This is a genomic window from Cupriavidus sp. 10L43_2, from assembly GCF_056395265.1.
In genome coordinates, this window is sequence record NZ_JBFTJE010000008.1 from 248,842 (window position 1) to 271,354 (window position 22,513).

The window sequence follows — 22,513 nt, forward strand, 5'->3', positions numbered from 1 at the left end:
TCGACCCCTAGGGTTAACCCTTATTGTCCAGCTGACTGGACAGTCTTTCGAGGATTTACCCTTTTTCCTGTGCGTGCCGAAGCCTACATTACAGCCACCGCGGACCCACCGCGATCTCTGCCAATAAGTAGGAACAGCACGACCATGAAGAAGACCCTCGCCCTCACCCTCCTCGCCCTCGGCCTGGCCGCCGGCGCCGCCTCTGCCCAGGCTTCGCAATCGATCACGGACCTGGCCCGCCTCGACGGCAGCATCGGCCGCGTCGGCAAGGCTGACCCGTACACCGACGGCGCCCGTGGCGTGACCGAAAAGCGTGATGTGTACTCGGAAGGCGCGCGCGGCGTGACCGAGAAGCGCGACGTGTACTCGGAAGGTGCCCGCACCGTGACCGAGCAGCGCGACCAGTTCAGCGAAGGCGCCTGAGCCGCGTAGCAGTACCAAGGGCGGCGCAATGCCGCCCGGCAGCACCCCCGGGGCGCTCCCCACGCCCCGCTAGACTTCCCCCTGCTCCATCCGCTCGAAGGCTTCCACCCGTCCAGCGGGCGCCATCCGCGCCGCCGGCTCGGCCAGATCGCCCAGATCCGCGCCCATCATCGATTCGATGGCTTCCATGAACGCGCGCACCTTGCGCGGTTGCAGGCGCCGGTCGGGCAGCAGCGCGAAGACGCGCAGCGGCGGCAGCGGATAGTCGGGCATCACCCGCACCAGCCGGCCCTGCGCGATCTCGGTCTCGGCGGCCGTCATCGGCACCCGGGCGATGCCCAGCCCGGCCAGCGCGGCCTGCATGCGCAGTTCGGCGTTATAGGTCTGCATGCGCGGGCGGATCGGCACCGAAATGCGCTCGCCATCGCGCGCGAACTCCCAGACCGAGACGCCGGGCGTGGCCAGCGTCGGCATGTTCGAGAGATCCTCGGGATGCATCTGCGCCGGCAGGCTCGCCGCCAGCGAGGGCGCGGCCACCAGGCCGCGTTCCACGTGCCAGATGCGCCGGGCGATGGTGCCGGAGTCGGGCAGTTCGGTCTCCACCGTGACGAAGGCGATGTCGAAGCCCTCGCGGATCGGATCGACCAAGCCCTGGGAAATCTCCACCGTGATATCGAGTGCGGGATGCGCCGCAAGTGTTCGGCAGATCACACCGCCCAGTTGCTGGGCGCCGAACTCGTACGGCGTGGCGATGCGCAGCATGCCCTGCACGCGCTCCTCGCGCGCCAGGGTTTCCTGGCGGATCTCGCGCAGCCGCGCGAACAGCGGGGCCACGTCGCGATAGACCGCGCCCCCGGCATCGGTGAGGCGCATGCGGCGCGTGGTGCGCTCGAGCAGCTTGGCGCCGATGGCCGTTTCCAGCCGCGCCACGGCGGCCGACACCCTGGATTTGGGGCAGTCCAGCGCCGCCGCTGCCGCCGTGAAGGTGCCCTGCTCGACGACGCAGCAGAACGCCTCCCAATCATTCCACTGAATTGTTTCGTTCACTGACCCGATGACCTGCGACATTTTGCGATCGCACATTATGAGGGAGAGCGGGGCGTCCGTCAGCGTGGCGGTCTGTCGCGGCGGGGTATTGCCGATGGCCCCGGACTAGCGATTTGGGCGCATTTCCACTACCCTTTCGGCCTTTCCGAGCCAATTTCGAGCCCATTCCGCAATGGCGAGCCCTGCCGATCCCGCATCATCCCGCACGCCGGGCACCCCGCCCGCCGAGAAGCCGAGCGACAGCTATGTGCAGTCCTTCGCACGCGGGCTGTCCGTCATCCGCGCATTCGACGCCCGCCACCCCACCCAGACGCTGACCGAAATCGCCCAGGCCAGCGGCCTGACCCGCGCCGGCGCGCGCCGTATCCTGCTCACGCTGGTGGGGTTGGGCTATGTGCAGGCCGATGGCCGCCAGTTCCGGCTCACGCCCAAGATCCTCGACCTCGGCTTCGCCTACCTGACCTCGATGCCGTTCTGGAACCTGGCCGAGCCGATCATGGAGGCGCTCTCGCAGTCGGTGCATGAAAGCTGCTCGATCTCCGTGCTCGATGGCACCGAGATCGTCTACGTGCTGCGCGTGCCGGCACGCAAGATCATGACGATCAACCTGTCCATCGGCAGCCGGCTGCCGGCCTATTGCTCGTCGATGGGGCGCGTGCTGCTGTCGGGGCTCGATGACGACACGCTCGACCGCGTGCTGCGCGACACCGCACTGGAAGCGCGCACGCGCCGCACCGTGACCGACATCGACCAGTTGAAGTCGCTGATTGCCGACATCCGCACGCGCGGCTGGGCGCAGAACGATCAGGAACTGGAGGAAGGGCTGGTCTCGCTGGCCGCGCCCATCCGCAACCGCACCGGGCAGATCATCGCCGCCATCAATATCAGCGGGCAGGCCAACCGCACCAGCGCGCAGGAGATGTCGGATCGATTCCTGCCACCGCTGCTGGAGGCCTCCGAGAAGATTTCCGGGCTGGTCGGCCTGCGGACCTAGGCGCGCCTGCGTCGAAGACCGACGGGCTCAGACCCGCGCCTTCGGCTCCCACGACACCGCGATATCGCCGTTGACGAAGGTCTGGCAGGCCATGCGGAAGCCGGCGCGCAGGTCGTCATCGCTCAGATGCTTGCGCTCCTTGGGCTTGACCGCGTCCGTATGCTCCAGCCCGCGATCGATGTGGCACTTGCAGGTGCCGCACAGCCCGCCGCCACACTTGAACGGGATGCCGCCCTGCTCGCGCAGCGATACGCGCAGCAGGTTGCTGTTGGCGGGCGCGGTAACCGTCTTGCCGCCATTGGTCACGAATTCGATTTCCACCTTGCGGACCTCCGGCGCCGCAGCGGGTGCGGCGGGCGCGGCGCTGCCGCCGCCAGTGTCCTCGGTGGTGTCGGCGGCAGCCGTCTCGATATCTGCCCGCATCATTGCTTCCTTAAAGAGAGGTCCATGCTGCCGAAGTGCGCCAGCGCCTGCAGCGCGGCCCGGGCAGCGTCGAGCGTGTCGAAGCGCTCGAGGAATTTCGATGGCACGTGGTTGACCACCGGCGGCGCATCCGGGCCGCCGGTTTCGTCGATCACGGGCACCTTCACCGCCGCATGCAGCGTGGCGATCACGAAGATCGCCTTCGGGCGGCCATAGAACAGGTACTCGTAGGTTTCCACCGGCTCCACGCCCGGCACGGCCTCCGTGCGGAACTGGCCCGGCTTGCTGGTCAGGATCACGAACATGAGGTCTGGGCCTGGGTGTTGGCCTGTGGTTGTGCCGGGGTCTCAGGCTGCTGATCCTCCTGCTCCAGCTCGATGTCATGCGTCAGCCAGATCTGGCAGGCAAGCCGGAAGCCCTGGTCGATCCGCTCGCCCAGCTGCTTCTTTTCCTTCCAGTTCGGCGGCGGCAGGTGCTCGGCGCCCGCCAGGACCCGGCACGCGCACTTGGAGCACTTGCCCATGCCGCATTCGTAGCGCAGGTTCGGATACGGAAACTGCTTGATGCCGGCGCGGACGACGAGGTTGGTCTCGGGCTTGACCTCGTCCACGAAAACCTGCCCGTGCTTGTGAAAGACGACTTTCGGCATGTTGGTGACTTCGCTGAAATCGAAAAAAAGGAAGCGCCCGGCGTCAGTGCCAGAGCAGCATCGCGCAGATCGTGGAGACGAACAGCCCGGCCAGCACGGGCAGCAGCAACGCCCGCACTGCATCGAGCACCGGCACGCGCGCAAACCCGGCCACGGCGATCAGGGAGGACCAGGCGATCAGCGTGCCGCCGCCGGTCCAGACCGCGCCCATCTGACCCACTGCGGCCAGCGTGGCCGAGTCGAAGCCGACTACCGGACCCAGCGCGCCGGCCAGCGTGCCGGTCAGCGGCAGGCCGGCGAAGCCGGAGCCATCGATGCCGGTGATCATGCCCACCAACAGCACGCCGAATGCCACGAACACGTGGTTGTCCGGAATCATGTGCTGGTACGCCTGGATCAGCTCGAACAGCAGGCTGGGCGCCTTGCCGGCGTCCACGCCCAGGATCTGCGCGGCGGTCTCGCCGGCGCCCACGAAGAAGAAGCCGGCGATTGGCAGCACCGAGCCCATCGCCTTGAACGCGAACACGAAGCCATCGGTGATGTGCTCCGGGCAGACATCGAGCATCTTGCGCGGCCCTTCGGCGGCCAGCGTGGCCAGCATCATCAGCAGCGCGGCCACGCCGCCCACCAGTGCCGCTGCCGCGCCGCCCTTGAGATCCGGCATGCCGGCGGCCAGCTTGGGCGCCACCATCAGCGAGACCACGCAGATAAACGCCACCGGCGTGAGCACCGCGAAGAACTTCGACCACTTGATGCGGCGCTTGGCCACCATCGCCAGGCTCTGTTCGATATTGGCGTCCGTGACGAGCGGCTCCGGGTGCGACGTGCCGCGCGCAATCTCCGCCTTGTCGAAGGTGCCGGTGGCTTCCATGGCCGTGTCCACGCCCGTGGCGCGGGCCTGCCAGCGGTCCAGCAGCGCGCCGTTGGCCGGCACGATGTGACGGCGCATCGACAGATAAGCCAGCGTCAGCGCGATGGTGCCGGTGATGATCGACAGGATCAGCGCCCGGTCCGCCACCACGGCCGCGCTGACCGCTGCGCCCGCCGCCTTGGCGCTGATGCCTGGCGCCACACCAATCACGTAGTCCGACGAGAGCGCCATGCCCTGCCCGGCGATGGCGATGGCCATGGCGCCGGCCAGCGGCGGCAGCCCGGCGGCGATGGCCGCGGGCAGCAGGATGGCCGACACCAGCGGCACGGCCGGCGTGGGCCAGAAGAACAGCGAAATCACATAGGTGATGCCCGCCAGGATGAAGTAGGCGCTATGCCCGTTCTTCATGACGAGGCGGAACGGCTCCACCATGCGGATATCGGATCGCAACGATTTCAGCGCATTGAGCAGCGCCGTCATGAAGGCGATCACCAGGAAGATATTGAACAGCTCCTTCGCCGCGACGAGGCTGGCCCCAAAGATGCCCCCCAACGCGCTGACCGGATTGCCCGTGATGGCCAGGATCACGAGGAAGGTGCCGACGATAGACGGCACGACAACGTTGGCCCGCAGGATCATCGTCAAGACGATGACTGCGACACCTAGCAAATACACCCAATGTGCCAGGCCGATTTCTACGGTTTGTTGCATGAGGCTCCCCTGATCCTGATCTTGGGGCCCTTGTGGGGGCGGATGAATAAGACCTGCCGTCGACCTCTTGGCTGCGTGCAGCGCTGGGCGTCGATCTAATTTGTATACTATATCCCGTTGACGCTTCCGAACAAGCGAAACCTGCACGGCTTGGGGTAATCCCCCAATGCGGTGCGGAAAGCCGCATCAGTGCACGGTTTCAGCGCATCAAGCACCACTCTGGAAGGCACGCCCCGGGAAAATATCGATGCATCAACGCTAGCAATTTTTCCGGCCATGTGTAGACTGTATACCGACTCGAGCCACAAACAGCCCTGAACCCCCATCGACCATGCTCCATATCACCGACGAACTGATCGACCGACACGTGACGGCCCAGGACGCCCAGCAGGCCATGCTGGCGGCCTTCCAGAGTTTTGGACGCGGCGAGGCCGCGATGCAGGAACGGATCCGGACGGAGGCGGGTGGTGTGAAGCTTTCCACGCTTGGCGCGGTGATTCCGGAGCAGGAGGTGGCGGGGGCCAAGGTATATACGACGATCGCAGGACAGTTCTCATTTGTCATCCTGCTGTTTTCAACCGTTGACGGCCGGCCGCTGGCTTCGTTCGACGCCGGCGCGATCACGCGGCTGCGCACGGCGGCCTGCACGGTGCTGGCCGCGCAGCGGCTGGCCCGGCCCGAGAGCGCCACGCTTGCGCTGTTCGGCGCCGGCACGCAGGGCGTGCAGCATGCGGCGCAATTGTCCGCCGCGCTGCCGCTGCGCCGCGTGCTGGTGGTCGATCCTTATGCCGACGCGAGCCTGCCCGACCGGCTCGCCGCGCAGTGCGGCATTCCCGTGACCTTTGCCGATCCGGCCGTGGCCGCCGCGCAGGCCGACATCATCGTCACTGCCTCGCGCTCGACCACACCGCTGTTCTCCGGCGAACTGATCCAGCCGGGCACCTTCATCGCCGCCATCGGATCGAGCCTGCCGCATACCCGCGAACTCGACGACACCGCGCTGTCCCGCGCCGCCACCGTGGTGGTGGAGTGGCGGCCGCAGTCGCTGCGCGAGGCCGGCGACCTGGTGCTCGCCGACAAGGCGGTGCTGCCCGACAGCAAGATCGTGGAGCTGGCCGATGTTCTGCTGGGCAAGGCGGGGCGCCGCCACGCCGACGACATCGTGATCTACAAGTCGGTCGGCGTCGGTCTGGAGGACATCGCCCTGGCTGGTGTCGCCTATCGACGGATTACCGAAGCGGAGGCTGGAAAAGCCTGACGCGTGCTGCGCCCGGTCAGCTCTTTGTCGCCCAAATTCGATTGCAGAAAGTATACAAATTTCATCCTGATTCAAACCCGCCGCAGATAAGACGTCTCTCACGTCGCGGCTCACAACCACCCCTCGTCAAAACAGGAGCCCCCAAATGGCCGAACTGATGAACCGTGAAGATTTCCGCGCCGCCCTCGAGAACGCAATCAAGGGCAAGAGCGCCAACCAGGCACCCTTCAGCAAGGCATGGGCTGGCGGCACGCTGTCGCGCGACCACCTCGCCCGCTGGGCCGAGAACCACTATCACTACGTGGGCCCGTTCGCCGACTACCTCGCCTATATCTATGCCCGCACGCCGGACCACATGACCGAGGCCAAGGACTTCCTGCTGGCCAATATGTACGAGGAAGAGATCGGCGGCGACCGCCACACCGACCTGCTGATCCGCTTTGCCGAAGCCTGCGGCACCACCCGCGAGCGCGTGGTGGATGCGGACAACATGTCGCCGACCACGCGCGGCCTGCAAAGCTGGTGCTACGCCGTGGCCATGCGCGAAGACCCGGTGGTGGCCGTGGCCGGCCTGGTCGTGGGCCTGGAGTCGCAGGTGCCGTCGATCTACCGCAAGCAGACCCCCACGCTGCGCGAGAAGTACGGCTTCACGGACGAGGAAGTCGAATTCTTCGACCTGCACATCGTCTCCGACGAGATCCACGGCGAACGCGGCTATCAGATCGTGCTCGAGCACGCCAATACGCCGGAATTGCAGCAGCGTTGCCTGAAGATCTGCGAGGTTGGCGCCCAGATGCGACTGCTGTACACCACCGCGCTCTATTACGACTACGTGGACGGCACGCGCGAGACCGTGGCCGCCTGAGCGGCCCCGCATCTGCCCGGCCCCCGTGCCGGGCGCCCCGCCCCCGTTCGCAAAGGCCACAGTCATGACCGAGACGTACCGCAACTACATCGACGGCGAATGGTGCGACAGCGCCAGCGGCCGCACCACCGACAACCTCAACCCCGCCGACACGCGCGACATCGTGAGCCGGCACGCCGCCTCGGACGCGCGTGACGCCGCCGCCGCCGTGGCCGCCGCCTCGGCCGCCTTCGACAGCTGGAAAAAGACCCCCATCGGCAAGCGCGCGAAAATTCTCAACGATGCCGCCGCGCATCTGGAAGCCAACGCCGACGCCATCGCCGCCGAGCTGACCCGCGAGGAAGGCAAGGCGCTGTCGCTGGCGCGCGACGAAGTCATGCGCTCCGCCCAGACGCTGCGTTTCTACGCCGTGGAAGGACAGACCTACGGCGGTGAGACGTATCCCAACGATGACCCGGACATGCTGGTCTACAGCCAGCGCGAGCCGCTGGGCGTGGTGACGGTAATCTCGCCGTGGAACTTCCCGGTGTCGATTCCGGCCCGCAAGATCGCACCGGCGCTGATCACCGGCAACACGGTGGTCTTCAAACCCTCGTCGGACGCGCCGCTCTCCGGCTACCGACTGGCCGAAGCCTTCGTCAAGGCGGGCATTCCGAAGGGCGTGCTTAATTTCGTGACCGGCAGCGCCGCCGAGGTGGGCCCGACCATCGTCGAATCGCGCGCGGTACGGGCCGTGTCCTTCACCGGCTCCACGGCAGCGGGCGAGCAGATCCACAAGTCCGTGCCGATGACCACGCGCACGCAGATGGAGTTGGGCGGTAAGAATCCTCTGATCGTGATGGAGGACGCCGACCTCGACAAGGCCGTGGACCTGGCCATCAAGGGCGGCCTGTCGCTGTCCGGCCAGGCCTGCACGGGCACCAGCCGCATCCTCGTGATGCGCGAGGTGAAGCAGGCATTCACCGACAAGCTCGTGGCCAAGGTCAAGACGCTGAAGATCGGCAGCGGCATGGCCACCGGCATGGATCTTGGCCCGCTCGCCACGCGCAAGCAACTGGAAACCGTGCTCGGCTACATCGCCGCCGGCAAGGCTGAAGCCACGCTGCTGTGCGGTGGCGAAGCGCTGACGGATGGCGATTTCTCGCACGGTTACTACGTCTCGCCGGCCGTGTTCACCGATGTCACGCCGACCATGCGCATCGCCCGCGAGGAAATCTTCGGCCCGGTGCTCGCCATCCTCGAAGTGGGCAGCTACGCCGAGGCCATCGCCGTTGCCAATGACTCCGAGTACGGCCTGTCCGCGGCCATCGCCACGCGCAATCCGCGCTATATGCACGATTTTGCGCATGACATCGAGTCCGGAACGGTGAAGATCAACCGCACCACCACCGGCAACCTCGTCAACGCGCCGTTCGGCGGGCTGAAGCGGTCGAGCACCTCCACGTTCCGGGAATCGGGCCGCGCGGGGCTCGAGTTCTACACCCAGATCAAGACCATCTATCGCGGCTGCTAAGCGGCGACTACCCGGCTATTAAGGATTTCACGATGAAAAAGGCAATCAAGCTCGAACTGCGGGAAGCCCGCCACATGGTGGCGGCGGCGGTGAAGAAGGCCGAGGAAATCGGCGTGCTGGAGTCCATCTGCATCGTCGATGAGGGCGGCTATCCGCTGCTGCTCGAACGCATGGACGGCGCCCGCATCACCGGCCCGCAGATCGCCTGGAACAAGGCATTCACGGCGGCCGGCCACAAGCGTTCCACACACCTGTTCAATACGGCGCCCAACGGCCCCGCGCTGCCCGGCAACGAGGCGTTCGGCATCCAGTGGAGCTTCGAAGGCAAGTTCGCGGTGTTCGTCGGCGGCTACCCGGTGGTGGTCAACGGCGAGGTGGTCGGCGGCGTGGGCCTGTCCGGCGGCAACGGCGAGCAGGACACCGCGTGCGGCGTGGCCGCGCTGGAAGCATTGCGCGACCTGCTGGCCGGCGAGGACCTGACCGTGCTGGCGCAGGCCGACATCAAGAAGTAAGCAGGAGCGGTCATGTCCCACGGTACCCATCCCCTCTATCGCATCGAGATTGCCGAGACGCAGCAGTCGTTCACGGCGCAGCCCGGCGAGTCCGTGCTCGATGCCGCGCTGCGCACGGGCGTCAGCCTGGCCCACGAATGCACGTTCGGCGGATGCGGCACCTGCCGCGTGCGCGTGGTGGAAGGATCGGTCAGTTATGAAGAATTTCCGATGGGACTGACCGAGGACGAGGACGCCGCCGGCTTCGCCCTGGCCTGCCAGGCGCGGCCCACGGCCGACCTCGTCATCAGCACCGCGCGCGGCCTGGAGCCGGCCGTGCCGGCACGCCGCGCGTCAGCCATCGTACAGGCGGTGACGCCGCTCGCCGCCGACGTGCTGCACCTGCGCATGGCCCTGCCCGACGACACGCCGCTGGCCTTCGCGCCGGGCCAGTACATGAAGATTCTGCTAGACGACGGGAGCCACCGCAGCTTCTCGATGGCGTCCGCCCCGCGCGGCAACGAGGTGGACTTCCACGTGCGCCGCATTGCCGGCGGTCGCTTCACGGCGGGGCAACTGCCGCGCCTGCAACCGGGCGACCGGCTCGACGTGGAAGTGCCGCTCGGCAACTTCGCACTGCGCAAGGAGGACTACCGCCCGCTGCTGATGGTAGCCACCGGCACCGGTATCGCGCCCATCAAGAGCATGCTGGAGTCCCTGATGGATGACCCGGATTGCCCGCCGGTGTGGCTCTACTGGGGCATGCGGTCCGCATCGGACCTCTACCTCGACAACGAGATCCGCGCCTGGGGCGATCGGCTTTACGATTTCCAGTACGTGCCGGTGCTGTCCCGCGCGGACGCGGACTGGCAGGGCCGGCGCGGCTATGTGCACGAAGCCGTGGCGGCGGACCTGGGCGACCTGTCCGAGCATGCGATTTATCTCTGCGGCTCGCCGAACATGATCCACGATGCAAAGCAGTTGTTCACCGGACTCGGCGCGCAGGTCCCGTTCCTGTATGCCGACGGGTTCACTTTTCAGCATCCGACGATGTAGTGGAATGTCTGGTCGCAAAGGTTGACGGTATACAATAGTGGCATTCACGCCGGGCCCATGCATCCCAATGGGCCGGTGCTTCAACGCTCAAGTTTCTTGCGCGATCCACGATTTCCACGGCCGATCCCGACCATGAACGACGCCACCACCAGTGCCTTCAGCCCGAATCCGGACACCCCGGCTGCCAGCCTGGGCGCCCAGCATTCCCCGCTCTTCGCGCTTGTGACCGATACGTTGCGGCAGCGCATCCTCGACGGCCAGTACGATCCCGGCGAGCGGCTGGTGGAGAACACGCTGTCGCTGGAGCTGGGCGTGTCCCGCATTCCGGTGCGCGAGGCGCTGCGCGCGCTGGCGGCGGAAGGGCTGGTCAAGATCGAGCCGCGCCGTGGGGCATCGGTGGCGCGTCTGTCGCCCAATATCGCCCGCGAAATGGTCGAGGTGCGCGCCACCCTCGAAGGTCTCAACGCCAAGCTCGCGGCACAACGCCGCGACCCCGCGCTGATCCTGGAAATCGAGAAGGTTCTCAAGGAAGGCAACGACGCCGTGAACAGCGGCCAGACCGAGCGCTTCGTCGAACTCAACTCCAAGTTCCACGAACTGCTCGGTAATATCGCCGCCAACAGCGTGCTGCAGGACATGATGCGTTCGCTGCGTGAGCGCACCGGGCTGCTGTTCGCGCCGGCCAACCTGAGCCGCGCGCGCCTGAACTGGGACGAGCATGCCCAGATTCTCCAGGCCGTGATTGCCGGCGATGCCGACCTTGCTGCGCTGCTGGCCACGCGCCATGTGTTCAGCGCGGCGAAAGCTGTCGAAAACATGAACGGCACCCCGGCAAACGCGCCGGTCGATACGCCTGACAAGGGCGCGTAATCTCCGCCGCCTGACCTCGACACCACATTCCGGCCACATTCCGGTGCACGGACGCCCGCCCTCGCGCGGGCGTCTGCGCATGGCATTCCCCGTTCGCACCAGCAAATGGCGCGCCGCACCATCGCGGTGTATACTGTAGGCTGTTGTTAACCACAATAGGGAATGACCATCATGCAATACCCGGATGCTTCGTACCTCAGCCGTCCGGTCGGCGAGCAACTCCGCAAGCACTTTGCCCGCCGCGATGCGGTTCGGCACGCCACCCCGCTGCTGCCCGTCCGTCTGGCCGATCTGTTTGCCCTGTTCCGTTCGGGCACGACTCGCGGCAACGCCGCCTGACGCGCACCACGCGCGCCAATGAAAAAGCCGCCATCAGGCGGCTTTTGTGTTTCTGGGAAGGGACGTCTACAAGGCGGCCGGCGGCAGCTCCACGCTGCCGAACTCGGCGGACCGCGTGCCGGCCAGCGGCCGGTTGCTCGCACCGAAGTAAGCGAACGCTACCGACAGCTTGACCGTCTCGGCGTCATTCCGGCCGGCCGCGTGGAACAGGCGGCTGTCGAACATCAGCACGTCGCCGCGATGCAGCGTCAGGGGCATCGCCCCTTTCAGCAGGCTCTGGCTATTGGGATGCGCCTCGATGAGAAATTCGGCCGGATCGAGCTGCTCCGGCGCCAGCTTGGCCTGATGCGAACCCGGAATCACACGCAAGACGCCGTTTCGCTCGTCTTCATCGCCCAACGCCAGCCAAACCGTGACCAACTCGGGCTTTACGAACGACCAGTAGCGTGTATCGCGATGCCAGCCAGTCTGGCTGCCGAAATGCGGATGCTTGGTCATCACGCAGTTATGGTGCGCCAGCGTCAGGCGGGCGGGCTCGCCCAGCAGCGCCTCCACCGTGGCCACCACGTGCGGATCGCTGGCCCAGCGGCGGAATACCTCGTCACGGCCATAGGCCTGGCGCAGCCGGCGTACCGTACCGCCCCCTTCGGCCTTGCGCGAGGTGGGCGCGCCGGGATAGCCGAGATCGGCCTCGAACTCCACCGGCGGCACGGCGGCGGCCAGATGCTTGCGGGTCATGTCCTCCAGCGCGGCGCACATGGCCTCGCTGGCAAAGCGGCGCAGCACGATGTAGCCGCCCGCGTGGAATTCACGCGCCAGGCTGGCCAGACCGGCCTGGTCGGCCAGGGGCGCGGAAGAGTCGAAATCGAGGGAAGCCGAGGCGCCTGAGGCGCGGTGTTGCGAGGCAGTCATCGTGGAGGGATGAGACCATTCTGAAAGTGGCAAGGCGCCAACAGATCGATGATGCCAGAAGCGGCGAGATCCGGCGCGGGCTGGCGGGCGATACCGCCCATTTCGCATGAGACAACAGGACATCTGTCGCCCTGAAAGCGTGCGGCAACCCACTGTCCGATGCGACCCCGACGCCGCTACAATGGCCGCACTCTGCACCCGCAGCCACGTCACCGGAGGCAACTCGTGACCGCCCGACCCAGGATCGTTGCCTCGCTCGCCGAGGCGCAAACCCAGCTAGGCCGCATCGTGCTGGGCAAGCCGCGCCAGGTGCGCCTTGCCCTGGCCTGCATGCTGGCCGGCGGCCACCTGCTGCTGGAGGACGTGCCGGGCGTGGGCAAGACCACGCTCGCGCATGCGCTGGCCCAGACGCTGGGCCTGCAATACCAGCGGGTGCAGTTCACGAGCGATCTGCTGCCGGCGGATCTGGTCGGCGTGTCAGTCTTCCTGCGCGAGGCCAGCGAGTTCCGTTTCCATCGCGGCCCGATCTTCGCCCAGCTGGTGCTCGCCGACGAGATCAACCGCGCGCCCCCGAAAACCCAGAGCGCACTGCTGGAAGCCATGGCCGAGCGGCAGGTGACCCACGACGGCACCACGCACGCGCTGCCGGCGCCGTTCTTCGTCATCGCCACGCAAAACCCGCTCGAGCAGATCGGCACGCATGCGCTGCCCGAGTCGCAACTCGACCGCTTCACGATGCGGATTTCGCTCGGCTACCCCGATCCGGCCTTCGAGCGGGTGCTGTACCTCGGCGGTGCCGCCGATCAGCGCCCCGTTGCCGTGATGGACGCCGAGCAGGTGATGGCGCTGCAGGCCGCCGCCGCCAAGGTCTACGCGAGCCCCGCGCTGGTGGACTACGTGCTGGCGCTGGTGCAGGCCACCCGCGCGGAACCGGGTTTCGTCGCCGGCCTGTCGCCGCGTGCGGGGCTGGCGCTGCTGGCCTGCGCACGGGCGTGGGCGCTGCTGGAGCAGCGCGAGATGGTGGTTCCCGAGGACGTGCAGGCCGTGTTTGCGGCAGTGGCGGGGCATCGGCTGCTGCCGTCCGGCCATGGCGTGGGCCAGGGCGCCGGGGTGCTCGACCGCCTGCTGTCCAACGTCGCCATTCCCTGATTTCCGTCCCGCCATGCGGCAAGCCTCCGCCACCGCGCATCGTCCGCTGACCGCCTGGCTGCATCGGCAGCATGGGCCGGTCAATGGCGTGGTGACGTTCGATCGGCGCCATCTCTATATCCTGCCCACGCGCAGCGGGGCCGGCTTTGGCGTGCTGCTCGTGGCGATGCTGCTGACCTCGCTGAATTACAACATCAGCCTCGGCTTCGCGCTCACGTTCCTGCTCGCCGGCATCGGCATGGCGTGCATGTGGATGGCCTATCGCAATCTGCTGGAACTGGCGGTGTCCACGGGTGCCGCCTCGCCGGCCTTCGTGGGCGATGTGGCGGTCTTCGCACTGAACGTGGACAACGCCGACCCAGCCGCCCGCATCGGCCTGGAGGCCCGCACGCCGCAATCCGAAACCGCCACGCTGACCATTGATGGCGACAGCCGGGGCACCTTGCCGCTCCGCGTGCCGGCCACCGCGCGCGGGCGCATGAAGCTGCCGCGCGTCAAGTTTTCCAGCCGCTTTCCGTTCGGCCTGTTTCGCGTGTGGAGCTATGCGGACCTGTCGCTGGTGGCCTTCGTCTATCCGGCGCCCGAGCCGAACGCCCCGCCGCTGCCGCAGGTGGCCCGCCCGGACGACGCCGAGGACGGCACGCTATCCGTCGCGTCGGACGATGGCATCGACCAGTTGCGCCGCTATCGCACCGGCGACCCGCTGCACCGCATCGCCTGGAAGCACAGCGCCCGCACGGGCCGCATGCTGAGCCGCACCGGCACCACGCCGCGCCAGCCCGGTTGCTGGCTCGACTGGGATGCGCTGCCGCCGGGCATGGACACCGAGGCCCGGCTATCGCGGCTGTGCGCGTGGGTGCTGGCCGCCGGCGACGAGTTCGAGATCGGCCTGCGCCTGCCCGGCGTGGCGTTGCCGCCCGCCCAGGGTGCCGCCCATCGCCGCGCCTGCCTGGAAGCGCTGGCCGTGTGGCCGGAGCGGCGCGCGTCATGACCCGGCACGAAGTTCGCCCGCTCGGGCATCAGGAACACGGGATGCTGATGGGCCAGCTCGCGTTGGTGCTGGCGCCGCAGGCGCGCTCGCTGCCGGTGTCGGTCAGCCTGCTGCTGCTGGTGCTGCTGGCCTGGCGCTGGCTGCTCTGGCGCCAGCGCGCACCGCTGCCATCGAAGCTGATGCTCGGCGTATCGGCCGTGCTGGTACTGGTGACCGCCGCCGCGCTCGTATGGCAATCGGGCGGCAGCCTCGGGCGCGAACTCTGCGTGGCGCTGCTGGGCGCCTTCGTCATCCTCAAGCTGCTGGAAACCCGGGCGCTGTCCGATGCCACGCTGGTCACGCAACTGTCGTTCTACCTGCTGCTGACGCTCTACCTCGCCGACCAGCCGTTCTGGCTGGCGATCTACAGCATGGCGATCGGCGCATGGATCCTGCGCAACTGGCTGCTGCTCCACCATCCGGAAGCGCGCGGGCGGCTGGCGATCTGGCCGCTGCTTGGCCGCATGGCGCTGATCGGCCTGCCGTGGGCGCTGTTCCTGTTCGTGCTGTTTCCTCGGCTCGACCATCCGCTGTGGCGGCTGCCGCAGTCGGAGCCGGTGGGCCGCACCGGTATTTCGGACACGATGAAACCCGGCAGCGTCGGCGAGCTGATCCGCTCGCCCGAGGTGGCGTTCCGCGCCGATATCATCGGCGATCCCTTGCCCGCCAGTGCGCTGTACTGGCGCGCGCTGGTGCTCTGGAACTATGACGGACTGGCGTGGCGGCCCGCCGATGGGTCGATGCGGCCCACGCGCCCGGCCACCGGGCTGCGCGACGATGACGGCGACGACGCCACGCCACCGCCCTCGGGCGTGCGCGCGTACAACGTTACGCTGGAGCCAAGCCAGCAGGCCTGGCTGTACCTGCTCGACCGGGGCGTTGCGGTGTCCGGCAGCCTCGACGCCCGCGTTTCCGCCGACGATGAGTTTTTCGCCCGCGCACCGGTGGACCGGCCGCTGCGCTACCGGGGCCACTCGACACTGACGGGAACGCCCCAACCCCTGTCGCGGCGCACACTTGCGCTGTCGCTCGCGCTGCCGGACGGCAATCCGCGCAGCCGCGAACTCGCAGCCAGCTGGATGGCGCAGTATCCGGACCCGTGGCAGCGCGTGCAGGCCGCGTTGCGGCTCTTCGCCGCGGCGCCCTTCGCCTACACGCTCTCCCCGCCGCCGCTCGGCAAGCAGCAGGTGGACAGCTTCCTGTTCGATACCCGCCGTGGCTTCTGCGAGCACTACGCCAGCAGCTTCGTGTTCCTGATGCGCGCCGCCGGCGTGCCCGCGCGCGCCGTGATGGGCTATCAGGGCGGCGAGTACAACCCGATGGGCCGGCACTACATCATCCGGCAATCGGACGCCCACGCCTGGGCCGAGGTGTGGATCGCCGGGCGCGGATGGGTGCGCGTGGACCCGACCAGCGCCGTGGCGCCGAGCCGTGTGGAAGAAGGCGTGGACGCCGCCCTGAGCGGCGACGAGGCTGAGGCGCTACGCGCCTTGCGCGGCCCGGCATGGTTGCGGGACCTGCGCCTGGGCCTCGACGGACTGACTTATACGTGGCAGCGCTGGGTGCTCCAGTACGACCGCGCGCAACAGGGCCGGCTGCTGCAGAAACTTGGCATGGATGGCCAATTGCCAGCGTTGCTGGCGGGCGGACTGGCAACGCTGAGCCTCGTCGCGCTGTTGCCGCTCTGGCTACGGCAACGGCGGCTCGATCCGCTCCAGTCGCTCTATGCCCGCTTCTGCACCTTGCTGGCGCGTCATGGCTGCGCGCGCGGGGCTTCGGAAGGGCCAGCCGATTTCGCCATGCGCGCCGCCGAGGCGCTGCCGGGCGCCGCCACCGCCTTGCAGGCATTCACGCGCGACTACATCGCGCTGCGCTACGGTACGCCGGACGCCGCAGGCAGGTTGCAAGCGATGGCGCGCATGCGCAGGGCGCTGACGCTCGTGCGGCGGCAGGTGCGCTAGCCGTCCCGCGCACCATCGACCGGTTGCCATTCCCGCATCTCGCGCATATAGTTACGTTCGTAACTATCTCGGATGTAACAAATGCCGTTCGAACAGCGTATCACCCGGTTTTGCGCGGAATATCCGGAAGCCCCGCGCGATCTCATGCTCGCCTCCCGCCTGCTGCTCCGTTCCGCCAGATTGCTCCGACATCACATCGAGCGAGCACTGGCGCCGCACACGCTCGACATGGGCCAGTACCTGGTCATGAGCCTGCTGGTCGCCGATGGCGGACAGCCGACCATGCCGTCGGAACTTGGCGTCGCCATCGACGCCACGCGCACCCAGATGACGCGCCTGATCGACGGCCTGGAGGCGCGCGGCCTGGTGCAGCGCAAGACCTCGACACAGGATCGGCGCAGCCTGGAACTGACGCTGACGGCGGAAGGCCGGGCGTTGCTGGAGCGCGCCGCGCCCGCCGTGCATGCCGCCTATGGCGAGGCCTGGGCGCCGCTGGGCAAGGACCGGCTGGCCGACGTGACGCGCGACCTTGCGCAGTTGCACCAGAATCTCGCGGCGCTCGACGCGCAGCGGTCGTGAACCTGCCCGCCCCCCAGGGCAAGGGCGCCGGCGCCCGCTGGCCCGGCGCGCTGAGTCGCCTGTTGAGCCGACCGCAGCGCCAGACGTTGCTGATGATGTTGCTCGCGCTGGCCACCGGCGTGGAGTTCCTCGAGAACATCATGTTCGTGTTCGCGTCCAGCCATATCGTCGGCGGCATCGATGCGGACCCGCGCAGCTTTGCGCTGGTGCAGGCCGCCTATGCCGTGGGCAGCATGCTGATGATTCTCAAGCAGCAGTGGCTGGCGCAGCGGTTCGGCTATCGCTATTACCTGACAGGGTCGTTGCTGCTGTTCATGGCCGGCACGCTCGGCGCGGCCACCAGCACCGGCCTCGCGCAGATGGTGGCCGCCCGTTTCGTGCAAGGCGTGGGCGGCGGCGCGCTGTTCACCAGCTGCCGGATTCTCGTGAACCTGATGTTCGGCCCGGCTGATCGGCCGCGCGCCACGCGTATCTTCATGCTGGGGATCTTCGGCGCCTCGGCGCTCGGGCCGGCGTTCGCGGCAGAGCTGGTCGAGCGCGGGGTCTGGCAGGATGTGTTCTATGGCGTGCTGCCGTTCGCGGCGCTGGCCACGCTCGGCGCCTGGCTGCTGCTGCCCGACGCCGAACCCCGCGAAGATGTGGGCGGCCCGGCGCTCGGTCCGCTGCTGCTGTTCGGCGTGGCCATCGTGGCGCTCCAGGCGTCCCTGACCGAAGCGCGCTTCGACCTCTTCTCGCATCCCGCCCGCGTAGCCTTGGTCGCCGCGCTTGCCCTGGCGCTGCTCGCCGGCTTCCTGTGGCACCAGTGGCACCACGCCACGCCGGTGCTGCGACTGCGTGCGCTGCGCCATCCCGTCTACCTCACGGGGCTGGCCATGTATTTCGTCTACTACATGATCAGCAACCTGAGCGGCTACGTGTTCCCGATCTACGCCGAACAGGCGCTGCGCTTCCCGCTGGCCACCACAGGCTGGCTCAACACGCTGGCCGCCACCATCAGCCTCGCCGGCATCTGGTGCTATCTGCGCGTGGCGCGGCACCTCACGCACAAGAAGCCGGTCATGGTGGCGGGCCTGTTGCTGATGGCGGGCGCGATGGCGTGGTTTTCGATCATGCCACCCGATGTCGGACCGGTCGCGCTGCTGCCCGGGCTGGTGGGCAAGGGGCTGTTCGGCGTGATGGTCATCATCCCGATTGCTGGACTGACGTTCCGCTCGCTGGCCGACGACGATGACTTTGCCCACGGCTACCGCAGCAAGAACCTGATGCGGCAGATTGCCAGCTCGTTCGCGTCGGCGCTCGGCGCCGTGCTGCTGCAGAACCGGCAGTTCGCGGTCCATACCAGCTTGACCAATGCCATCGGGCAACGTCCCGCTGAGGCGGCGCAGTGGTTGGAGTCGGCACAGAAGGCGCTGATGGCGCGCGGCTTCGATACGGGGCAGGCGCACGTGGGCGCGCTGGCGCAGTTGGCGACAATTGCCGATCAACAGGCGCGGCTAATTGCCTGCGAGGATCTCTATCGATTGATTGCCGTGCTCGCGCTGGTGGCGGCTATCGGCATGTTCGCGCAGCGTCGGCTGGACTAGCGCCCAGACTGGGGACGGCGCGTTGAGGATACGACTAGGGGCGGGAGGCGTGTCCGCCCGTCAGAACAGCGACAGCTGGCGCATGCCGAAGCCGATGGTTTCTTCCACGCGGGCACGCGCATGGGCCAGGGAGCCCTCTGCGCCGGAGTAGTTGCCGGCCGCCCAGCGGTAGACCACGGGGAGTTCGCCGCGATCGGAAAGGTGGACCTCACCGAGCTTGTCGCCGCGTTCGCTACGGTAAAAATGAGAACGGTAGCCGCGCTCCCAGTGTGGAGCGGCTTCCTTCTTGCGGCGACGCGGGGTCGTCGGCTTGGTGGTGGCAGGCGTCAAGCGCCGCGTTCGGTCGGTACCCGGCGAGATGGGGGCGCGGGTGAAATCCAACTGCATAGACTTCCTTGTTCTGTCGATTCAGCAAGAACCAGACGTGGCGGCCATGGCCACCACGCGCTTCATGCATCGCAGTCGAGATCATACCTGCTCAAACGCGTTTTTGGGATGTTTTATCGCCCTGAATGCGGCCTCTGGCAAGGGTTTGCGGGCCGTATACCGGTTTACGGTATACGGCCTGTATACGTAAACCGGGCACCGTAAACCCGGTTTTTCGGACCCGGTTAGCCGAGGTCGAGGGGGATGAAAATCCGGGCGTCGTCGCGTTGCACGAGCAGCGCCACCTGCTTGCCGGACTTCGACACCAGGGCCCGAAGTTGCTCTGCTGAACTGATCGGCGTGCCGTTCAGCGACAGGATGACATCGCCCGGCTGAATGCCCACGCGCGCGGCCGGTCCGGCCACGTTCTCCACGACCAGCCCGCCGTCGATGCCGCTGTCACGCTTCTCGGCCGGCGTAAGCGGACGCACCGCGAGGCCAAGCTTGCCGCCGGTATCGCCGCCATTCGTCTTCTGCGCCACGGCGCCTTCCTGGGCCGTGCCCACCTTGACGGTCAGCGTCAGCGGCTCGCCCTTGCGGATGACCTTGAGCTGGGTCTGCGTGCCGGGCTTCATGTCCGCGACGTGCTCGGGCAGATCGCCCGAATGGTCGATGACGTCGTCGCCCAGCTGCACGATCACGTCGCCTGCCTTCAGGCCGGAGCGGGCAGCGGGGCTGTCCGGCTCGATCGCATTTACCAGCGCGCCTGCCGGCTTGGGCAGGTTGAAGGACTGGGCCAGCGCCTGGTTGACCTCCTGCACCGAGATGCCGAGACGGCCGCGCGTGACCTTGCCATGCGCCACCAGTTGCTCCTGCACCTTCGTCGCCACGTTGATCGGAATCGCAAACGACAGGCCCTGGTAGCCGCCGGTCTGGCTATAGATCTGCGAGTTGATGCCGATCACTTCGCCCCGCTGGTTGAACAGCGGGCCACCGGAATTGCCGGGGTTCACCGCCACATCGGTCTGGATGAAGGGCACGTAGGTGTCGTCCGGCAGCGAGCGGGACTTGGCGCTGACGATGCCGGCGGTGACCGTGTTCTCGAAACCGTAGGGCGAGCCGATGGCCAGCACGGGCTCGCCGACGCGGATCTTCGACGGATCGCCAAGGCGCACGGTGGGCAAGTCCTTCGCATCGATGCGAATCACGGCGATGTCAGTCTGCGGATCGGCGCCCAGCACCTTGGCCTTGAATTCGCGACGATCGGTCAGCTTGACGGTGACTTCCGTGGCGTTATCGACCACGTGAGCATTGGTGAGAATCAGCCCATCCGAGCTGACGATGAAGCCGGAGCCCAGGCCGCGCACAAGCTGCGGCTGGCTGGTTTGCGGACCCTGGAACTGCGGGCCGAAACGCTTGAAGAACTGGAACAGCGGATCGTCGGGGTCGATGCCCTGCGGCGCCTGCGCGGAGGTGCGCTGGGCGCGCGCGGTCACGCTGATGTTCACCACGGCGGGGCCGTACTGGTCGACGATGCCCGAGAAGTCGGCTGGCGTGGCGACGGCGACGGGCGCGCCGGAGGCAGATGCCGTGACGGGCGTCGGCGCGGCGTAGCCGGGGGTGATGGCGTCCTTCTGGAGATAGGCATAACCGCCGGCCAGCGCAACGAGCGCGGCGACACCGACGGCGGAGCGGGCAAAAGTCTGGCGAATCATGGTCTTTCCTTTCTGGTTGGCTTCTTGCGCGGACGCAGGAGTTGCGGCGCGATGGAAGCATCGTAAGCAGCCATCCTTAAACCAGACTTAAAGTTCCGACCTATCTCGCCCGCGTCACCTATCCTCAATAGTCACGATAGAAAATTTATCTTGCACACAATTTAATTGTGTATAAGATAGAGCCATGGCTGACGCAACGAACTCCTCCACTAACGAAGACTGGCTCGGGCTGGATCAACAGCTCTGCTTCGCGCTGTATTCCACCTCGCTGGCAATGACCAAGATCTACAAGCCGATACTGGGTGAGCTTGGGCTCACTTATCCGCAGTATCTGGTCATGCTGGTGTTATGGGAGACGGACAAGCTGACGGTGTCGGCGCTCGGAGAACGGTTGACGTTGGACTCCGGAACACTGACTCCGCTGCTCAAGCGGCTCGAGGTGGCGGGGTTCGTAGCACGGGCACGCGATGACGAGGATGAGCGACGCGTGCTGGTCAGCCTGACGGATGCCGGCCGGCGCCTGCGCGCATCGGCGGAAGGCATCCCGGAAAAGATGTTGTGCGCGACGCAGTGCTCGATCGAGGAGATCCAGACATTGACGGCGCGCCTGCATGAGATGCGGACCACGCTGGAGGATGCACGGTCCGACGGTTGATTTGCCGATTTCGGCATGACTTTGAAAACGCCCCCGAGCGGGCATCGCTAGGAGAATGCAAATGAAACTCGAGAAAGTCCTGTACACCGCCCACGCATCCGCAACCGGTGGCCGCGATGGCCGCGCCGTGACGTCCGATAATCAACTGGACGTGAAGCTGGCCGTACCCAAGGAAATGGGCGGCAAGGGCGATGGCCTGAATCCCGAGCAACTGTTCGCAGCCGGCTATTCGGCTTGTTTCCTGGGCGCGATCCGTTTCGTGGCTAGCCAGCAGAAGATCACGGTCTCGCCGGACGCCAAGATCGAAGGCGCCGTCGGCATCGGCCAGATTCCGCAGGGCTTTGGTATCCAGGCCGATCTGAAGATCTCGCTGCCGGGCATGGACAAGGAAGCGGCCCAGAAGCTGGTGGAAGCCGCACACCAGGTCTGCCCGTATTCGAATGCCACCCGCGGCAATATCGAGGTAACGCTCACGGTAGTCTGAGTTTGACTGTAGTTGCGATCACAAACAAAAACGCCGGCAAATTTGCCGGCGTTTTTGTTTTTATGCTTGTTTTTATGCGCTGTCTTCCGTTTCGAGCATCGCGCAGAATGCGCGCTTTTGCACGGCCGACATGCGCTTGGTGGCCAACTCGGCTTTCAACGCTTCTGACTTGTTATCGTAGCGAAGCCATCCAAGCAGGCGCGTAGGTTTGCGGGAGCGTGTGTATTTGGCACCAATCCCCGCAAGGTGCTGGGCATAACGGCGCTGGACGTCAGTGGTAATCCCTGTGTAGATCGAATTGCCTTCGCATTCGAGCAGGTAGAGATACCAGGGCGTTGCCTCGGCACAAGCGAGGTCTTCTTCGTCAGAGGGCATGGCACGCAGATCATAAGCGTTTTCGTCACGAAAATGCCAATCGGGAGCCCACAAAGCAAAACCCCCAGCCTTTATGGGGCTGGGGGTTCTGGGTATAAGAGCCTGGCGATGACCTACTTTCACACGGGTAGTCCGCACTATCATCGGCGCAAAGTCGTTTCACGGTCCTGTTCGGGATGGGAAGGGGTGGTTCC

At 66.6% G+C, this 22,513-nt stretch carries 25 protein-coding genes and 1 rRNA gene; 16 read left to right on the forward strand and 10 right to left on the reverse strand.

Features of this window, described 5'->3' with window-relative positions:
• Positions 1-144: 144 nt before the first annotated feature.
• Positions 145-423: a hypothetical protein gene (locus AC1DEL_RS14540; RefSeq protein WP_092296065.1), complete on the forward strand. Its 279-nt coding sequence runs from the start codon at positions 145-147 to the stop codon at positions 421-423.
• A gap of 69 nt (positions 424-492) precedes the next feature.
• Here AC1DEL_RS14540 and AC1DEL_RS14545 read toward each other — a convergent pair whose 3' ends face one another.
• Positions 493-1,470: a LysR family transcriptional regulator gene (locus AC1DEL_RS14545; RefSeq protein WP_255370860.1), complete on the reverse strand. Its 978-nt coding sequence runs from the start codon at positions 1,468-1,470 to the stop codon at positions 493-495.
• 172 nt (positions 1,471-1,642) lie between these two features.
• On the opposite strand from AC1DEL_RS14545, the gene AC1DEL_RS14550 reads away from it, so the two are divergent.
• A complete protein-coding gene (locus tag AC1DEL_RS14550) occupies positions 1,643-2,464 on the forward strand; it encodes an IclR family transcriptional regulator (RefSeq protein WP_092296068.1) in 822 nt (273 codons plus the stop codon).
• 27 nt (positions 2,465-2,491) lie between these two features.
• Here AC1DEL_RS14550 and AC1DEL_RS14555 read toward each other — a convergent pair whose 3' ends face one another.
• The 4 genes from AC1DEL_RS14555 to AC1DEL_RS14570 form a co-directional block, all read right to left on the reverse strand.
• Complete coding sequence (locus AC1DEL_RS14555) at positions 2,492-2,785, reverse strand: 2Fe-2S iron-sulfur cluster-binding protein (RefSeq protein WP_255370867.1); 294 nt, start codon at positions 2,783-2,785, stop codon at positions 2,492-2,494.
• Positions 2,786-2,886: 101 nt separating this feature from the next.
• On the reverse strand, positions 2,887-3,192 hold the full coding sequence (locus AC1DEL_RS14560; RefSeq protein WP_092296074.1) for a ferredoxin: 306 nt from the start codon (positions 3,190-3,192) through the stop codon (positions 2,887-2,889).
• Positions 3,183-3,536, reverse strand: coding sequence for a 2Fe-2S iron-sulfur cluster-binding protein (locus AC1DEL_RS14565; protein WP_255370861.1), 354 nt, complete (start codon positions 3,534-3,536; stop codon positions 3,183-3,185). Before AC1DEL_RS14565 ends, AC1DEL_RS14560 begins: the two co-directional genes overlap by 10 nt.
• A gap of 43 nt (positions 3,537-3,579) precedes the next feature.
• The gene (locus AC1DEL_RS14570) at positions 3,580-5,118 is read right to left on the reverse strand and encodes a hypothetical protein (RefSeq protein WP_092296077.1); all 1,539 of its coding nucleotides are present in this window, start codon (positions 5,116-5,118) and stop codon (positions 3,580-3,582) included.
• A gap of 331 nt (positions 5,119-5,449) precedes the next feature.
• Here AC1DEL_RS14570 and AC1DEL_RS14575 point away from each other — a divergent pair, with 331 nt between their 5' ends.
• From AC1DEL_RS14575 to AC1DEL_RS14605, 7 genes are all read left to right on the forward strand, one after another.
• Complete coding sequence (locus tag AC1DEL_RS14575; RefSeq protein ID WP_477125314.1) at positions 5,450-6,376, forward strand: ornithine cyclodeaminase family protein; 927 nt, start codon at positions 5,450-5,452, stop codon at positions 6,374-6,376.
• 145 nt (positions 6,377-6,521) lie between these two features.
• A complete protein-coding gene (locus AC1DEL_RS14580) occupies positions 6,522-7,241 on the forward strand; it encodes an iron-containing redox enzyme family protein (protein WP_092296083.1) in 720 nt (239 codons plus the stop codon).
• Between the two features lie 64 nt (positions 7,242-7,305).
• Entirely contained in the window at positions 7,306-8,754 is a 1,449-nt protein-coding gene (locus tag AC1DEL_RS14585) for an aldehyde dehydrogenase family protein (protein ID WP_092296086.1), read from the forward strand.
• Between the two features lie 32 nt (positions 8,755-8,786).
• A complete protein-coding gene (locus AC1DEL_RS14590) occupies positions 8,787-9,266 on the forward strand; it encodes a GlcG/HbpS family heme-binding protein (RefSeq protein ID WP_092296089.1) in 480 nt (159 codons plus the stop codon).
• Between the two features lie 12 nt (positions 9,267-9,278).
• Complete coding sequence (locus tag AC1DEL_RS14595; protein ID WP_144199747.1) at positions 9,279-10,301, forward strand: 2Fe-2S iron-sulfur cluster-binding protein; 1,023 nt, start codon at positions 9,279-9,281, stop codon at positions 10,299-10,301.
• A gap of 132 nt (positions 10,302-10,433) precedes the next feature.
• Entirely contained in the window at positions 10,434-11,171 is a 738-nt protein-coding gene (locus AC1DEL_RS14600) for a GntR family transcriptional regulator (RefSeq protein ID WP_092296094.1), read from the forward strand.
• A gap of 162 nt (positions 11,172-11,333) precedes the next feature.
• Entirely contained in the window at positions 11,334-11,510 is a 177-nt protein-coding gene (locus AC1DEL_RS14605) for a hypothetical protein (protein WP_177219928.1), read from the forward strand.
• A gap of 66 nt (positions 11,511-11,576) precedes the next feature.
• Here the strand turns inward: AC1DEL_RS14605 and AC1DEL_RS14610 are convergent, their stop codons facing one another.
• Complete coding sequence (locus AC1DEL_RS14610) at positions 11,577-12,422, reverse strand: phytanoyl-CoA dioxygenase family protein (protein WP_092296097.1); 846 nt, start codon at positions 12,420-12,422, stop codon at positions 11,577-11,579.
• Positions 12,423-12,647: 225 nt separating this feature from the next.
• Between AC1DEL_RS14610 and AC1DEL_RS14615 the strand changes: the two genes are divergently transcribed.
• The 5 genes from AC1DEL_RS14615 to AC1DEL_RS14635 all read left to right on the forward strand — a co-directional run bounded on the left by AC1DEL_RS14615 (position 12,648) and on the right by AC1DEL_RS14635 (position 18,724).
• Positions 12,648-13,571 carry an AAA family ATPase gene (locus AC1DEL_RS14615; RefSeq protein ID WP_092296100.1) on the forward strand — a complete coding sequence of 308 codons (924 nt, stop codon included), beginning with the start codon at positions 12,648-12,650 and terminating at the stop codon, positions 13,569-13,571.
• A gap of 13 nt (positions 13,572-13,584) precedes the next feature.
• Positions 13,585-14,562 (forward strand): DUF58 domain-containing protein, encoded by a 978-nt coding sequence (locus AC1DEL_RS14620; RefSeq protein ID WP_477125313.1) that lies wholly within the window; start codon positions 13,585-13,587, stop codon positions 14,560-14,562.
• The gene (locus AC1DEL_RS14625) at positions 14,559-16,562 is read left to right on the forward strand and encodes a transglutaminase TgpA family protein (RefSeq protein WP_477125312.1); all 2,004 of its coding nucleotides are present in this window, start codon (positions 14,559-14,561) and stop codon (positions 16,560-16,562) included. Before AC1DEL_RS14620 ends, AC1DEL_RS14625 begins: the two co-directional genes overlap by 4 nt.
• An 81-nt stretch (positions 16,563-16,643) precedes the next feature.
• On the forward strand, positions 16,644-17,141 hold the full coding sequence (locus tag AC1DEL_RS14630) for a MarR family winged helix-turn-helix transcriptional regulator (RefSeq protein ID WP_092296108.1): 498 nt from the start codon (positions 16,644-16,646) through the stop codon (positions 17,139-17,141).
• 92 nt (positions 17,142-17,233) lie between these two features.
• Positions 17,234-18,724 (forward strand): MFS transporter, encoded by a 1,491-nt coding sequence (locus AC1DEL_RS14635; RefSeq protein WP_092296256.1) that lies wholly within the window; start codon positions 17,234-17,236, stop codon positions 18,722-18,724.
• A gap of 60 nt (positions 18,725-18,784) precedes the next feature.
• Here the strand turns inward: AC1DEL_RS14635 and AC1DEL_RS14640 are convergent, their stop codons facing one another.
• Together AC1DEL_RS14640 and AC1DEL_RS14645 are read right to left on the reverse strand one after the other, a co-directional pair.
• The gene (locus tag AC1DEL_RS14640) at positions 18,785-19,111 is read right to left on the reverse strand and encodes a hypothetical protein (protein ID WP_092296112.1); all 327 of its coding nucleotides are present in this window, start codon (positions 19,109-19,111) and stop codon (positions 18,785-18,787) included.
• Positions 19,112-19,335: 224 nt separating this feature from the next.
• Complete coding sequence (locus AC1DEL_RS14645; RefSeq protein WP_092296115.1) at positions 19,336-20,805, reverse strand: DegQ family serine endoprotease; 1,470 nt, start codon at positions 20,803-20,805, stop codon at positions 19,336-19,338.
• Positions 20,806-20,989: 184 nt separating this feature from the next.
• Here AC1DEL_RS14645 and AC1DEL_RS14650 point away from each other — a divergent pair, with 184 nt between their 5' ends.
• Both AC1DEL_RS14650 and AC1DEL_RS14655 read left to right on the forward strand, forming a co-directional pair.
• A complete protein-coding gene (locus AC1DEL_RS14650) occupies positions 20,990-21,460 on the forward strand; it encodes a MarR family winged helix-turn-helix transcriptional regulator (protein ID WP_477125311.1) in 471 nt (156 codons plus the stop codon).
• 61 nt (positions 21,461-21,521) lie between these two features.
• A complete protein-coding gene (locus AC1DEL_RS14655) occupies positions 21,522-21,944 on the forward strand; it encodes an organic hydroperoxide resistance protein (RefSeq protein ID WP_092296121.1) in 423 nt (140 codons plus the stop codon).
• 72 nt (positions 21,945-22,016) lie between these two features.
• Here AC1DEL_RS14655 and AC1DEL_RS14660 read toward each other — a convergent pair whose 3' ends face one another.
• Together AC1DEL_RS14660 and rrf are read right to left on the reverse strand one after the other, a co-directional pair.
• Complete coding sequence (locus AC1DEL_RS14660) at positions 22,017-22,319, reverse strand: GIY-YIG nuclease family protein (RefSeq protein ID WP_092296124.1); 303 nt, start codon at positions 22,317-22,319, stop codon at positions 22,017-22,019.
• 100 nt (positions 22,320-22,419) lie between these two features.
• A 5S ribosomal RNA gene (rrf, locus tag AC1DEL_RS14665) occupies positions 22,420-22,513 on the reverse strand; the annotation flags it as partial.